13 protein-coding genes are annotated in these 14,192 nt (G+C 37.1%); 6 read left to right on the forward strand and 7 right to left on the reverse strand.

Features of this window, described 5'->3' with window-relative positions; all coding sequences use genetic code 11:
* The 6 genes from DB41_RS04720 to DB41_RS04740 form a co-directional block, all read right to left on the reverse strand.
* A partial coding sequence (locus DB41_RS04720; protein WP_039384914.1) for a transposase family protein occupies window positions 1–271 on the reverse strand: 271 nt, incomplete at its 3' end.
* A 232-nt stretch (window positions 272–503) separates the two neighbouring features.
* Entirely contained in the window at window positions 504–1,325 is an 822-nt protein-coding gene (locus DB41_RS04725) for an SDR family oxidoreductase (protein WP_039384915.1), read from the reverse strand.
* A 14-nt stretch (window positions 1,326–1,339) separates the two neighbouring features.
* Window positions 1,340–2,032 carry a DUF3820 family protein gene (locus DB41_RS04730; protein ID WP_039384918.1) on the reverse strand — a complete coding sequence of 231 codons (693 nt, stop codon included), beginning with the start codon at window positions 2,030–2,032 and terminating at the stop codon, window positions 1,340–1,342.
* A gap of 282 nt (window positions 2,033–2,314) precedes the next feature.
* Complete coding sequence (locus DB41_RS04735; protein ID WP_052243914.1) at window positions 2,315–2,785, reverse strand: YbjN domain-containing protein; 471 nt, start codon at window positions 2,783–2,785, stop codon at window positions 2,315–2,317.
* 18 nt (window positions 2,786–2,803) lie between these two features.
* Window positions 2,804–2,980 (reverse strand): hypothetical protein, encoded by a 177-nt coding sequence (locus DB41_RS11650; protein ID WP_155117451.1) that lies wholly within the window; start codon window positions 2,978–2,980, stop codon window positions 2,804–2,806.
* 281 nt (window positions 2,981–3,261) lie between these two features.
* Window positions 3,262–3,885, reverse strand: coding sequence for a flagellar biosynthetic protein FliO (locus DB41_RS04740; RefSeq protein WP_039384919.1), 624 nt, complete (start codon window positions 3,883–3,885; stop codon window positions 3,262–3,264).
* Window positions 3,886–3,947: 62 nt separating this feature from the next.
* On the opposite strand from DB41_RS04740, the gene DB41_RS04745 reads away from it, so the two are divergent.
* From DB41_RS04745 to priA, 3 genes are read left to right on the forward strand one after another with little or no spacing between them, the layout of a single operon-like run.
* The gene (locus tag DB41_RS04745; protein ID WP_039384920.1) at window positions 3,948–4,628 is read left to right on the forward strand and encodes a hypothetical protein; all 681 of its coding nucleotides are present in this window, start codon (window positions 3,948–3,950) and stop codon (window positions 4,626–4,628) included.
* Window position 4,629: 1 nt separating this feature from the next.
* Window positions 4,630–5,400, forward strand: a complete 771-nt coding sequence (locus DB41_RS04750; RefSeq protein WP_039384921.1) for a hypothetical protein — start codon at window positions 4,630–4,632, stop codon at window positions 5,398–5,400.
* Between the two features lie 6 nt (window positions 5,401–5,406).
* Window positions 5,407–7,635, forward strand: a complete 2,229-nt coding sequence (priA, locus tag DB41_RS04755; protein WP_039384922.1) for a primosomal protein N' — start codon at window positions 5,407–5,409, stop codon at window positions 7,633–7,635.
* 98 nt (window positions 7,636–7,733) lie between these two features.
* Here the strand turns inward: priA and DB41_RS04760 are convergent, their stop codons facing one another.
* Window positions 7,734–9,269 carry a hypothetical protein gene (locus tag DB41_RS04760; RefSeq protein WP_039384928.1) on the reverse strand — a complete coding sequence of 512 codons (1,536 nt, stop codon included), beginning with the start codon at window positions 9,267–9,269 and terminating at the stop codon, window positions 7,734–7,736.
* 374 nt (window positions 9,270–9,643) lie between these two features.
* Here DB41_RS04760 and rimO point away from each other — a divergent pair, with 374 nt between their 5' ends.
* The 3 genes from rimO to DB41_RS04780 all read left to right on the forward strand — a co-directional run.
* Window positions 9,644–11,134, forward strand: coding sequence for a 30S ribosomal protein S12 methylthiotransferase RimO (rimO, locus tag DB41_RS04765; protein ID WP_238578427.1), 1,491 nt, complete (start codon window positions 9,644–9,646; stop codon window positions 11,132–11,134).
* Between the two features lie 515 nt (window positions 11,135–11,649).
* Entirely contained in the window at window positions 11,650–13,248 is a 1,599-nt protein-coding gene (gene lysS, locus DB41_RS04770; protein WP_039384933.1) for a lysine--tRNA ligase, read from the forward strand.
* A gap of 475 nt (window positions 13,249–13,723) precedes the next feature.
* Window positions 13,724–14,192, forward strand: a 469-nt coding sequence (locus DB41_RS04780; protein WP_039384931.1) for a hypothetical protein, incomplete at its 3' end; no start/stop codon positions are given.

Consider the following 14,192-nt stretch of genomic DNA (forward strand, 5'->3'; position numbering starts at 1 on the left):
CCACCCATCTACATGCTCGATAACAACCACTTTCGCTCAATCTATAACTTCTACCCAAATGAAAATAAGTTCGATACCCTCTTAAATACTCTAACGCCATCAAAAGCTTGTTTTGGATAGTTAGCCCACCTTTTCTTCCTGCTCTTCTGTATCTCCTGTTTTGTGCTTCTACTAAAATCTCGACCATTCTTTCAAATGTTTCACGCTTTACTCCCGTCACCCTTTTAAATTGTTCGGCAGACAGCACTTTAAGTTCCTCATATTTCCCCATATCTTTCTCCTTAGTTTAAAGGATAAGAATATAGCAAAAATCTAATTAAGCAAGAAGTCTTTTTAAGGATCAAACATATGTTTCAAATTTTTTAAGCATTTGCCTTAAATTTTATTCTTAAAAAAAACTACGCCTACATAGCCGATCCTCTAAAAGCTGCTTCCGGTATTTTAAGGGAAGGTTTACAAAACAAAGGATGAAATCGTGTAAAGAATGGCTCAAAAACGTACTCTTAAAAAAGAATGCTGCGCAAACCGCTATTTTCCTTGTTGATTTGCCAGCCTGCAGTCTTTATTTTTTCATTAGAAACTTTTTTATTCCCTTGGAAAGAACTTTGCAATGAAGGATTCCATTGTACATCGGGCCAGCCATAGAATTTACTAATCTTCTTATACAGCTCTTTACGAAGAATATGAAAATCATCACAAAGGTTATAGATTCCTGCTAGCTTATTTTGCTGAGCATAAGCCATGGCAGAAACAATCTCATCAAGATAGATGAGATTGGTAAAATTATCCCCTGAGCCTGCGCAGCCAGTGCTTAGCATACGCTTAACGCGCTCTACGATTGAACGTCCTGGTCCATAAATCTCTCCTAAGCGGAATACACATATTTGGCGGTAGGAAGTAGCAGCTTGAAATAGTATTTCTTCGGTAGACAACAAAATTTTGCTATTCGTTTGAGTAGGATGGGGTTTAGTCTCTTCATCTACCCATAACCCTCCTTGCTCACCATAAACCGAAGAGCTACCTGTATAGATCACCTGGGAGACATGCGTATTCTCAAGAGCCTTGACTAGCTTCTCAGCTGTACCTAGATAAGTTGGCCTATAATCTGCCGGGCTGTCAGGAGCTACAGCCAAAATAACAACATCTTGTTTTTCTAACAACTTTTGCCAATCCTCGCCCAAAATATACACATGATCTATCCACTGTCTTAATTCTGACGCCTTTTTTAAGCAACGCGTTGTTACAGTAATCTCATGCCCCTCATTCTTCCATTTTATAGCTGCCGATCTTCCTACATAGCCACATCCTATGATACAAATCTTCATGCATAAACGAATGGTTAAAGGTAGCCAAGCTTTTCAAAGCAATTTTTTAGTTCTGTATTTTCGGCTTTATCAAAAGCTCCTGAGCTAGCCAGCCATTTGATATAATCACGAGGCACATCTTTCAATGGGACCCCTTGATGCTTACCAAAAGGCATATGGTGAAGTTCGCGAGGTTTATTAATCAATTTAAAGATTGTTTCCATATCTAAATCATCGGTCATTAAAGAGAAGACTTGATGCAAGACAATAACATCATCAAGGGCTCGGTGGGCCTTATTTGCTTCTATTTGATAGATCTCTCTTAAAAATTGTAAAGTATGTTTAGGAAGATCGGGACGATAACGTCTTGCCCATTTTAAAGAATCTAGAAATGACCATGAGGGCATTTGAATTTGATGACGCCCAAACTCTTGACGAAGAAAATGAAGATCAAAAGCATCATTATTATGGGCAATCAGAACCACATCGCCTTCACAAAAGTCTATAAACTCTTGTCCCACCTGCGCAAAGCTGGCGCATTTGGCAACCATCTCATCCGTAATATTGTGAACAGCAGTAGCTTCAGCAGGAATAGGACATCCTGGATTGATCAACTTCTCAAAAGAAGTATTATTTACTGGATCAAAAGCTGCAATCTCGATAATACGATCCCTATCAGCTTTAATACCCGTCGTTTCAGTGTCATAAAAAATAGCACGTCTTGGCATAGTGAGGCAGCATCCTTTTAACGTTATTATTTTACATTAAAGTCTTTCAACATTGTTCTTAGCTACTTTATATCCTGAAAAATTTAAAGATACTATATCAGCTGATCATGGTAATTAGCTTAACATGCCTTAAGAGAAAGAGAATAGAACATTTGACTCCCTTTTAAAGGGCCGAACTTAGCACAACTTAAATAAAAGAAGATTTGAGCAAATAAAGCTAAGTGCTTGTTTGGATCGAGCACAAGTACTTATGTCCATCTTTAACTACTTTTATACATTTTTTTATTTTCTTATTTTAGCCGCTTCCCCTTGTTTTACTACATCTATAAAGCGAGCTTTACCTGCTACCACAGCGGCGATAATAGGGAAGAATGTTTCTATCAAAAGAGGAATAGTATGGATATAATTACAAAGAATTTCCCCTGCAACCTTTTTATCGCTAGCTGGCAAGATGGTACGGTAAAAAACAATTTTAGCCCGTTCATCTAAACCGAAACCAGGAATATCGATTTCTTTATTGAATAAATGTAAAACGCGTGCTACTTCACTGATCGTTTGGCTCTCAAGAGCAATAGGAATGGGAGCAAATAATTGAAGAAGTTCTTCATCATTTAATAAGCCAATAAAAAGAGGAAAAGCTTCATTTTGCACTTTAAAAAGAGTATATATCTGCTTAGTCTCTGGCTGATGTTTTACATCTACAGATTTATTGATTAAGTATTCGTAAAGACTATCAATAGTGAGGGGAATCATATTTTTTCTCTAAAACTTTTAAAAACCTACATTTGGCGCAAAATTATTTGGTTGCTTTTCTCGAATGACCTCAGGATTGTTAGTAGAAGGAACAACAGAGTATTCATCCTCTCTTGGCAAGCGATAACAAGCAAAAAGGAAGCAAATACAAATTAAATAAAACATCGAATAAATAAAAATTTGTTTGTTTTGCATATCTCCTCTTCTTCAGGCAGTGATAAATTCAATGATACTACCCTATTCGCTAATATTTTGGAAATCTAAAGCCTTATTTTTTTTGCATTTTACCTCTGCCTTTTGTTCAAACCTCTCTCCATGAGGTAAAAGGTAAGCTTAATTTTTAGTGTAAAAGAAAATAAGTTTTCAATAATACGAAGGCAAAGTAGAGTTGTTTAAATAAAAAAGTGTAAACGTTTATTTCTTGTTCTTTGATTTTCTTCGAAGAAAAAAATTTAAGCTAAAGCTTGTGTTACTCATCATAAAATATCTTTGTTCTCTATCCTCTCTTTAAACGATAAAGGTAGACTTTCCTCCGATTCATTATTTTCAAATGCACCTAAGTGTGTAACTCCATTAACAGATTCAGCTATAATAATTCCTTTTCCTTTTATTTCTAAAAGATAAACTGCCGTTTTTGGGGTTAACGAGCGATATTCGATGACTTTAATTAAACTGGTAGCGTTCAATTGATGAATTTTTCCTCTAAGCAGTCTTTTAATAATCCAGGAAGCTATCAAAACTACTGCCACAATTAATCCTAAAGTGGTTAACATATTGATAAGTTCATGAAAAAATCGAGCTCCTTCATTGTCGTCAATTTTTGGGGAGAATTCGACTTTTGAAGTAGGGTGGGCAGAGTGAATAGGAGTTTCAAAATTTTCAGATTGATTTTTCTCCAGGGTATCAGAGTGGTCTTCCTCCAGGGTGGGAGAAAAGTGAGCCAAAGTCTGTGGATGATCGAAAGCTTGTTCACTATACCCTTGCTTACAAAGTATGTAAGCTGTGCAAACAATAACGAAACAAAGAAAATTATTTTTCATAAGATCTGATGGGTTAGAAATTAATAATTGCAATTCTAGCATTTCAATATATTTTTGCACATTTTCTTATTGCCTTTTGTGAGTTTTTTGATAAGCTCAGATCTTTAAAGAGCAAGTCAGGTATGCGATCTCCTTATCACCTTCAAAATAACAATAGCCTTGTATTTCAATTCATGGTCAGTGAATACTTAGCCATTTGCCAAGCATTTAAAAGCTTTGAGATAGCGGTCCAAAATAACAATTATGAAGCCGCTAACATGGCACTCATTAGATTACTAGGCTATCAAGATAAAAATCTTTTTCCCGCCTTTTTTGGATATGCGGATAAAGGCCTACTCCAGCAATTGCAAAGTAGCTGCCAATCTTTTAACCTTAATGATGAGGACAAAAAGCAGCCTGCGCAAAAATTAAACTTACATGCTCAAAAAGCTTATTCTCTCTGCTATCAAGTTTGGAAAACAGTTGAAAATAGGCCTTTATCGCCCTCCTCTCCCTTATTTGAGCTAGCGTCTCCCTACATTCCAAAAATTCAAAATTTTCTCAACAAGATAGGGCGTTTAATTGCTAAATTATTCTTGCAATTTGAAGATGATGAAACCATACTGTTTTTTCTATTAGAGAATCATCAAATTGTGGATGAAGTCTATAAAGCACCATTGGTGAAAAAAGTTTTTGCTAAAATGTTCCCACAAGGATTGAAAACAGCAGAAAAATATATAATTAAACAGTACAGTAAGCGAGGCTATTACCATCTTCTGCCTCAAGTTTTAGAAGCTGCGAAAGAACTTCAACAAAAAAAATAAAATGTCATCTTTAAAAAGTGAATATTTATCCCTAATCGCTCAAGTGCAAAGCTACCTTATCCAAGAATTTTCTTCAAAAGCATTCTTAGAAGTTAACCGATCTAGCTATGCGGATTATCGTCTATTTGCAGCTTCTTGCTTACCCCAAGCCATTAAAAAGGCATTGCCACCTCAATTTCCGGAAGCGTCTAAGGTTGAAGCTTCACCTGTAGTTGCAGCTCCTCTCTCTTCTACGGTAATTACCCATGAAAAGCATCCAAAAGATACACTTGAAGTGTTACCTGCTGATAGTAAAAGCAACTTGACAAGCGAGCAACCTCTTCCTTCTTCCTCCTCGCCAAACAGCACAGAATTTGTACCTAAAGCTATTAATTTGGAATTTTTAGCACCTGCTCTCACCTCTCCAGATTTTTCAGATTTTCATAAAATTTTTGCCGAGCGCTTTCCCGAGCAAATGATTCTAACTGATATTCCAAACGATGAAGCTGCGAAAATTGTTAAACAAATGTGGAAAAATGATAACCAGCGAGATTGTTTATTATTAGTTTTAGAAAGTGCATCTTCCGATCCTCGCCACGCTTTATTTTTAGCTAACCTACGTAAAGCTATTCAGATAGTCTATCGTGTACCTATAGAAATTATAGAGAAGAATTGCTTAGACTCCAGCCAAAAAAATTTTATAATTGAGCTTGCCCCTTTGGATATATATTTCCAAGAGCCACACCGCAAAGTAGAGCTTTGGAATTTTATTTCTTCTCAACTTTCCAGGTAGGTTAAAATGTCGCTGTATGCCTCTGTTATCCTTGATAGTGCCCTGGACAAGCCTTTGGAATATAGCATTCCCCCTGAGTTTACTTTGCACGCTAAACCCGGTGTACGTGTTGAAGTACCCTTGCGCCGTCAATTTCAACGAGGATATATCCTGAAGGTACAAAACCAGGCTACTTTTCCTTCCGTAAAGCCCATCGCTAAAATTTTATCAGACGGAGAGCTTATCACTCCTCCCTTATTTGAACTAGCTTTATGGCTAGCCAAATATTATTGCACACCTCTCCACCAAGTTTTCAAAATCTTGCTACCCGCCAGTGTACGCAAAGATATACAGCACAAACAGCAATTTTATGTCCTGCGTAAAAAAACGCGTGAGGAATTAAAAATTTATTGCGAAAAAATACGTAACAGATTTCCAGCGCAAGCTGAAGTCATCGATATCATGCTTCAAGTAAAAAAAGGGATTTTACTCAGTGAATTGCTAGAAATATCCAAATGTTCTCGCAGCTCTGTAGATACGCTTATTAATAAAGATTATTTACTAATGGATATTGTGCGTATTGATCGTTCGCCCCTTATCGATGAAGAATATTTTAAGACCAAGGCTAAACAGCTTAATGCAGAACAACTTCAAGCTTTTGAAAAAGTAAAGCACAGCCTTAGCGAAAATCAATTTGAAACCCACCTTATTTTCGGGGTCACAGGAAGTGGTAAAACTGAAATTTATTTACAGGCTATAGAGCAAGCTTTAATGCAGAATAAAGGAACAATTATGTTAGTTCCGGAAATCTCTTTAACAGCTCAAACTATCGAACGTTTTCGCAGCCGTTTTGATCATAAAATTGCCATTCTTCATCATCAATTAAGCCAGGGAGAACGCTTTGATGAATGGCACAAAATTCGCCGTGGAGAGTCCCCTATTGTGATTGGAGCTCGCTCAGCAATCTTTAGTCCTGTTCCTAATTTAGGGCTCATTATCGTAGATGAAGAACATGAGCAATCCTATAAGCAATCTGAGGAACAGCCTTGCTACAATGCCCGCGATGTAGCGGTCATGCGAGGAAAAATGAGTAATAGCACAGTCATTCTTGGGAGTGCAACGCCAAGCTTAGAAAGCTATTATAATGCTTCGATTAGCAAATATACTTTAAGCAAACTTACCATGCGGGCCGCTACAGCAAACATGCCTCGCATGCATATTGTGGACATGGCAAAAGAATTTGAAAAAGCTAAAGGATATACGAATTTTTCAGAAAAGCTTATCGCAGGAATAAAGCAGCGTTTTGAACAAGGGGAGCAAACCATCTTATTTCTTAACCGCCGTGGCTACCATACTACTCTACTCTGCCAGCAATGTCGGCAAGCAGTCAAATGTGAACATTGTGATGTCACCATGACTTTTCATTTAGGCGACAACGCTTTAGCTTGCCATCTATGTGGCTACACACTCACTCCTCCCCCAAAGCAGTGCCCTAATTGTCATCATGACCATCCCATGAAATATAAAGGGGTAGGAACTGAATTGATTGAAAAAAATATACATGCTTTATTCCCTGGCATTCGTACAGTACGCATGGATGCAGATACTACGAAGCATAAAGGCAGCCATCAGAAGCTTTTAAAAACTTTCAGCAGTGGCAAAGCGGATGTATTGATTGGCACCCAAATGATCGCTAAGGGTCTTCACTTTCCGTCGGTTACCCTTGTTGGAATATTAAATTGTGATTCTACCCTTAATCTCCCCGATTTTCGTGCTTCAGAGACAGTTTTTCAATTAATTACACAAGTTTCTGGGCGAGCAGGACGTGGCCAAATAGCAGGTGAAGTGATTCTACAAACAAGCTTACCTGATAATTCAACGATTTGCTTAGCGGCAGCTAACAATTATGAAATTTTTTTTGAAGAAGAACTAAATGTAAGGCAAGCTTTTAATTATCCTCCTTTTTCTAATCTAATCAAAATTACCTTTTCTGGCCCGGACCAAAAAAAGACCTCGGATTATGCTCATTATACACGCTCGTGGCTTATGGATCATTCAAATGAAAGTTGTAAATGGCATGAAATTATTCCTGCAGGATACGCAAAAGTTAAAGGTCAGTATCGGTATCAATTTCTTATCTGTTGTGCTAATGTGTATGCTTTGAATCGCGTTTTAGAAAGTTTCCGTCATACCCATCACTCTTTGCAAACGGTAAAAATGCGAGTAGATGTAAATCCTGTCTCTACATTTTTTTAAAACCTTGGTAGTACTCTTCAAAAAAGTTTTTTTAGTGGTAGCGTCCTTTAGAATAAAAGAGCTAGACCTCGGAATGATAAAAAATACTCCCCTTAGGCTTAAGTTTTGCTACAACCTTCCACTTCTTCTAAAGCTTTTAGAGTAACCTTATTTAAATCTTTTCGATACTGGAGATGATCTGCAAGCACTGTAATGTAGCGAAAAACTTTTTGTACCTGTTGCCTGGTGGTACTATCGATTTCATATTTAATGCCCGTGTACTTATCAATAAATGAATCTTTCTCGATCTCAAATTCCTTATCTTGCAAAATCATGCGTATTAATAAATTTTTGGCCTTATTATTATCTTTAATAGACTCATAGGCAATCAATGCCAGCTCAATTATTTGCTGGCGTCCTGGGCTAGGACATTTATATCTACACTTTTGTAAAGTTATCAACTCTAGCAATATAGCTAGTAAATTAATTTGAATAACCGCCTCTAAATCTTGAATGCAAGCTTTGACTGCTTCTTTTTTAGAATAGCTATCTTCCTGCTCAACACCGAAGATGTTTATATATCTTTCAGAAGACATCACGTACTTAATAGAGTATTTTATATATATTTCTAGGTTTTTTTCGTAAGCTGTCTCGCTTTTCTCTGTAGAGGGTAAAGGGATCTCATTAAAATTAAAAATTTGATAAATTTCATCGTTAGCATCTTCCAAGGGCTGCATTTGATAAGCAGGGCTATAGCTTGCTTTTTCAAAACTTTTAAGTTTAAAAAAAATCTCTCTTTCTTTTAGTCGAGTAGGAAGGTGCGACGTTAGCCCTTGCATTTGTCCTAGTTTAGCGATAGGATTAGCTAATAAAAGGGAAGCATATTGCTGATGCTTGCACAACTGTAAAGTAATTAATTCTAAGAGCTCTTTTTGCTCATTCTTGTCTTCCGGTATGTTAGCCAGCAGTTTTAAATGCTGCAGAGAGTTTATAAGACCCTTCTTGTCTTCCAAAAATTCTATAAATTCGAAACGATCTATATCAGCAAGCTTTTGAGGATCAAATTCGTTTTGATCAGCATCTCGGAGAATAGGCATATATTTTTTAGCCTCATTGATTAAGTCTGGCATAGCTTCTACAGCTACTGCAAAACCATAAGCTTCGGAAGGTGAAAAATCTTCACTCATTTTGAAATCTTCGCCTATAAAATCAAAAGCCACTCTTAGTGACTGCGCTATCTGTGCGCTCTTAATTTTATGAAAATGCTCATGCCTTATCCTATCATATTTGCTTAAATGATTAAGTTGAGAGATGAGTAACCAAGGACTTTGGACCATTAGAAAACTCTGGATACAAAATCCCCAAGCCTGCACGGTATGATTTTGCAACAGTTCTGAGCGGCAAAATGATAGGAAATTTAAAGAGGTGAGAAAAACAGTATAAGCCAACGCAGCTACAGTTTCAGCTAAAGCTAAAAGGCTAGTTGCCACACTACAAGTAATTGATCCTAAAGCAATAAGATTTAAGCTGCGAGACTTTAGATAAAAACTCATTAACTTTTGACTGAACCGATGTGTTTTACTGCTTAAAGGAGGGAAATGAAGGTGGCTAATCGAGTAATGATCTTCTACCGTTGCTATAGTAAATATATTCATAAAAATTTTACTCCAGGATAAAAAAAGCGAAATAGCCTATTTTAAGTGGCTTATCTATTTGTATTGCCATCAAACGCCCCATTCTTTTTATGTCAGGTAGATAGAAGTTTGCAAATTAAACGTTTATAATTAAGGCAGATAGACCAATCCGATCCTAGTAGGTGCTTAGTCGCAATATAATAGAGAATAAATTAAAAAGGCAATCTTTAGTTTCAATTGAGGAGATAAATAAATAAGGGTTCGGCTTATTATCAGCTCACATAATCCTCTACTTTTTTAAAGATAAATTTTACATTTATCAAATTTTGATTTAAATATATTCAATTAACCTTTATAGTTTTTATAACCTTATTTATTCCTGGAGAATTTTATTCATGCTACCGATGATCCCCAAAGACAAAAAACCATTAGCCCTCAAATCATGTTGCTCAGATACAGCGGCATGCTGTGCCACCTCTTCTTCCTCCGACACCCTCTTAGCTAATGATAAAATTGATAATTTAGCTCTTCAAGAAGGAACTTTTCATTTTGATTACGATGGAAATAAAATTCATTTTATTAGTCTTGGATGCCCTCGAAATTTGGTGGATAGTGAAGTGATGTTAGGTATTTTGTTGAAAGCAGGCTATGAAGTTACCCAGGAATTATCTCAAGCAGATTATTTGGTCATCAATACTTGCGGTTTTTTGGAAGCTTCTCGTAAAGAATCTATGGATACAGTTAAGCATGCTCTACAACAGCGCAAAAAAACTGCCAAGCTGGTGGTCACAGGTTGCATGGTACAAACTCATCACGAGGAAATGGAAAAGCAATTCCCTGGTATTGATTATCTTCTAGGATCAGGAGACGTACAAGGTATATTGCAAGCTGTTCAGTCTACACAAAAAGGTAAGCTGGTTTCCAATGGACGCAGTTTTTTGGAAAATGGGGAGATTCCTCGCCAATTATCCACTCCTAAGCACTACGCTTATCTTAAAATTGCGGAAGGCTGCCGAAAGCGTTGCGCTTATTGTGTCATCCCTACTATCAAAGGACCTCTTAAAAGTAAAAGCAAAGAGCAGATTTTAAAAGAATTTAATTATTTGCTTAACGAGGGTGTACATGAAATTATTCTTATTGCTCAAGATCTTGGAGATTATGGCAAGGATATGGGGTCGAGAAATCAAGCAGCCTTGATCGATTTATTACAATCCATGCTAGCCATAGATAAAAAGTTCTGGCTGCGTTTACTTTACCTTTACCCCGATGAAATCACTGATGAACTGATTGCCCTTATCAAGAGTGATGCTCGCATCTGCCCTTATTTAGACATGCCTATCCAGCACATTAATAACGAGGTGTTAAAATCTATGCACCGCGCCACTTCAAGAGAAGATGTTATTAAGACTATTACCAAGCTGCGCCATGAAATTCCTCATATCGTCATCCGTACAAGCTTAATTGTAGGCTTTCCGGGGGAAACGGCAGACCAATTTGAAGAGCTGGCTCAGTTTATCCAAGATTATCCTCTAGATAATATTGGGATTTTCAAATATTCCCGCGAGCCAGGATCTTACTCTTTTAATCTACCTAACCAGATAGAGGAAGAGGTAAAAGAGAAACGTTATCGTAAATTAATGAAAATCCAACAAAAAGTACTAAAAAAAGCTAATAGCAAGTATGTGGGAAAAAAATTGATGGTCATCGTAGAAGGCTATCATCCAGAAACCAATCTGTTAATGGTTGGTCGCTTCTATGGTCAGTGTCCTGAAATTGATGGCCAAATAATTATCAATGACAGCCGTAAAGTTAAAGCATTCGGAGAATTATATTTAGTGGAGATCACGGAAGCTGCCGGTTATGATCTAATAGGAAAAGTACTATAGGTATTTAAAAGCTATTAAGCTTAATTCGCAAGGCTTGCCATTATGAATTTTAGCCGGTATCAAGCACGATAACACTACATTACAAGAACGCAGAGGATAAAGATTAAGTAAGCAAAGATTAGGAAAAGCTTTAAGCAATAATAGTAAGATTGATCCAGGCTTTTCTTTATTCAGTTAAGGCGGGTTTGACCTATTATTATAGGTAATCAAGCTATTAGCAAAAAAATAGCCTTGTTATCGTTAAGCTAAAGGGAAATCTTTAAGTAGCAAGAGAAGAAGAAAGCCTTTAATAATTAACCTTCGCAGCCTGCAAAAACCGCTTAAATCAGCTTATCTTACTCGCCTCTTTATCTTTAATTAGGTAAGAGATATATTGCTTACTTGTCAGTCCCAAATGTACGAGTTTCTCTTTAAAAAAAAGCAATGAAATAAAAAGCCCAGCTTTCTTTTTTTTATAACTAAGCAATAAAAATATAAACTAACGTTGAAAAAATATGAATCCTACTCAAGATAATATGACCACCCCTTCTCTTCCAGCTTATCAACATCATGAAGAGTTTAAAAATCGTTCGCGCAAGCTTGCCGAGCTAAAAAGCCTTGGCATCGATCCCTACCCCCATCATTATGATCCCACTCACTCCACTCAAGCTGTTATTGAACAATATCAGCATGCAAATATTGGACATAGTGACGATGCCATGGCAGCTAAGACACCTTCTGTGCGTATAGCAGGAAGATTGGTACTTTTTCGTGCAATGGGGAAAAATGCCTTTGCTCATATTCAAGACGAAACTGGGCGTCTGCAAGTCATGTTTAATCGTGACCTTACTGAATTGTCCGGCTATCATCCTGAACAAAGTGAGGATGGCGCTGAACATCTTTCTGCCTATAAACTTATTGAAAAAAAAATAGATTTAGGTGATATCCTCGGCATCGAAGGATTTCTTTTCCATACAAATAAAGGTGAATTGACTATCTTTGTCCATAAAGCCACTTTACTATGTAAAACCCTTTTACCCTTAGCTGATAAGTATGCAGGGCTTGCCGACAAAGAGCTTCGCTATCGCAAACGTTGGCTGGATTTGATCAGCAACATGGAAGTGCAAGAAACCTTTCGCATACGCAGCAAAATTTTACGTTTTATTCGTAACTATTTTGAAAATCATAAATTTATGGAGGTCGAAACTCCTATATTGCAGAGTATATATGGTGGGGCAGAAGCTCGTCCCTTTACCACCACTTTAAATGCCTTAGAGCAGGAGATGTTTTTACGCATCTCTTTAGAAATCCCTCTTAAGAAATTAATCATTGGGGGAATGGATCGTGTATTTGAAATAGGAAAAGTTTTTCGCAATGAAGGGATTGATCGCAATCACAACCCTGAATTTACTTTACTAGAAGCTTATGCGACTTATTGGGACTACAAAGATATGATGAGTCTTGTTGAAAACCTATTTGAAAAATTAGCTATAGAATTACATGGAACTACAAAAGTCCTAGCGACTCTGCCAGATTCAAAAGAACAGATAACGATTGATTTTAAAGCCCCATGGCCGAGAATGAAAATGAAAGAAAGCCTTTCTCATTATGCGCAGATAGATGTTGAAAAGCTTTCAGAGAATGAAATGAGGAGCATGCTACTTGAGAGTGGACATGTAGATCCAAAAAAACTTGCTAATATGTCTAAAGGTTTACTTATCGCCGCACTATTTGCTGTACATGTTGAACCTCATCTGATCCAGCCCCATCACATCATCGACCACCCTATTGAAACCACCCCCTTATGTAAATTACATCGTGAGGCTACAGAGCGGGCAAATGGTATGGTCGAGCGTTTTGAAAGTTTTGTGCTGGGGCAAGAAATTTGCAATGCTTACAGCGAACTTAATGATCCAGAGTTACAAAGAAGCTTACTTGAACAGCAATCCCAGCGTCGTGAAGCTGGTGATGAAGAAGCTTCTCCTTTAGATGAAGAATTCATTGAAGCTATTTGCCAAGGAATGCCTCCTACAGGGGGTGTAGGCATTGGCATAGATCGGCTCGTCATGCTGATGACCCATTCTCATTCTATAAGGGATGTATTATTTTTCCCCTGGATGAAACCACAAGAATAATTCCTTTGCTTTCTAGAAGTGAGCTACTTAATAGGTTGTAGACTCACTTCACCTAATTCATTAGAATATTAATATTCCTCTAAACATTTATTTATATTTCTGCCTACTAAACCTATGCATCCCTATTCGTAAAAAACCCTAACTCTAAGCCATCCTCCCGCTGCCTAGCACCTTTAAAGCCAGCACAACGATTGATCAAAAAAATTAGAAATTTTCTTTTTTTAAGCATCTGAGGATTTATGTTACCAAAGTAAAGAATAAACTTTGCTATAACCTTTAGAAAAATAAATTTATTCTTGACGAAATAGAGGAGGCTCATTTAAAAGCTTAAATTGGTTTTTCAATAAAATCGTTTGGGGTTTAAAACTTATCTTTCAAGAAATAAAAATTATGCGACTTTCTTCTCCCCCTTTACATTCCGCTACTTTATGCTCACTAGCAGCTATAAACAATCAAAGAAATTTAAAGAATTTATATGCAAATTACTCCCCTCTTAGGCCCTTCGCCTTGCATCTTTTATCAAAAGCCAGAAATAGAAGCAAAAAGCACTAACAGCTTCGTTTCTGATTCTCCCATTACAGAAGAGAGTAGGAGCGCTCCTCCATTATCTTCTTTTTCCTCCTCGATATTATCCATAAATAAAAGTACGCGAGAGGAAAGGCTTTTAACCCAGCGTCTGACAGCCTACTTGGGGAGGGAAAAAGACCTACTAGGAGAAACCATCGCTCACCTTTACGCTGAATCTTCTTTATACACCCCCGAAGAAAAAAACAAACTAGCTAAGCTTGTATCTTACCTTAAGCTACCTTGGTTTATGATTAAAGAAGAAGAAAGAAAGCAGCTGATAGAGCAGGGAATAAAAGATTGTTTAGATCCACGCTTACAACCTTTTCATACAACCTTAGCCTATATTGCCGACACTTTAGCTTCAAGTCTAACTCTCT

The sequence above is a fragment of the Neochlamydia sp. TUME1 genome (assembly GCF_000813645.1).
In the GTDB taxonomy this organism is placed as follows: Bacteria; Chlamydiota; Chlamydiia; order Chlamydiales; family Parachlamydiaceae; genus Neochlamydia.

What these genes read in the sequence shown, in the direction of transcription:
- DB41_RS04745 (WP_039384920.1), top strand. Translation starts at nt 3,948, where the DNA reads ATGCGATCTCCTTATCACCTTCAAAATAACAATAGCCTTGTATTTCAA.
- DB41_RS04725 (WP_039384915.1), bottom strand. Translation starts at nt 1,325, where the DNA reads ATGAAGATTTGTATCATAGGATGTGGCTATGTAGGAAGATCGGCAGCT.
- DB41_RS04760 (WP_039384928.1), bottom strand. Translation starts at nt 9,269, where the DNA reads ATGAATATATTTACTATAGCAACGGTAGAAGATCATTACTCGATTAGC.
- priA (WP_039384922.1), top strand. Translation starts at nt 5,407, where the DNA reads ATGTCGCTGTATGCCTCTGTTATCCTTGATAGTGCCCTGGACAAGCCT.
- lysS (WP_039384933.1), top strand. Translation starts at nt 11,650, where the DNA reads ATGACCACCCCTTCTCTTCCAGCTTATCAACATCATGAAGAGTTTAAA.
- DB41_RS04750 (WP_039384921.1), top strand. Translation starts at nt 4,630, where the DNA reads ATGTCATCTTTAAAAAGTGAATATTTATCCCTAATCGCTCAAGTGCAA.
- DB41_RS04730 (WP_039384918.1), bottom strand. Translation starts at nt 2,032, where the DNA reads ATGCCAAGACGTGCTATTTTTTATGACACTGAAACGACGGGTATTAAA.
- DB41_RS11650 (WP_155117451.1), bottom strand. Translation starts at nt 2,980, where the DNA reads ATGCAAAACAAACAAATTTTTATTTATTCGATGTTTTATTTAATTTGT.
- DB41_RS04735 (WP_052243914.1), bottom strand. Translation starts at nt 2,785, where the DNA reads ATGATTCCCCTCACTATTGATAGTCTTTACGAATACTTAATCAATAAA.
- rimO (WP_238578427.1), top strand. Translation starts at nt 9,644, where the DNA reads ATGCTACCGATGATCCCCAAAGACAAAAAACCATTAGCCCTCAAATCA.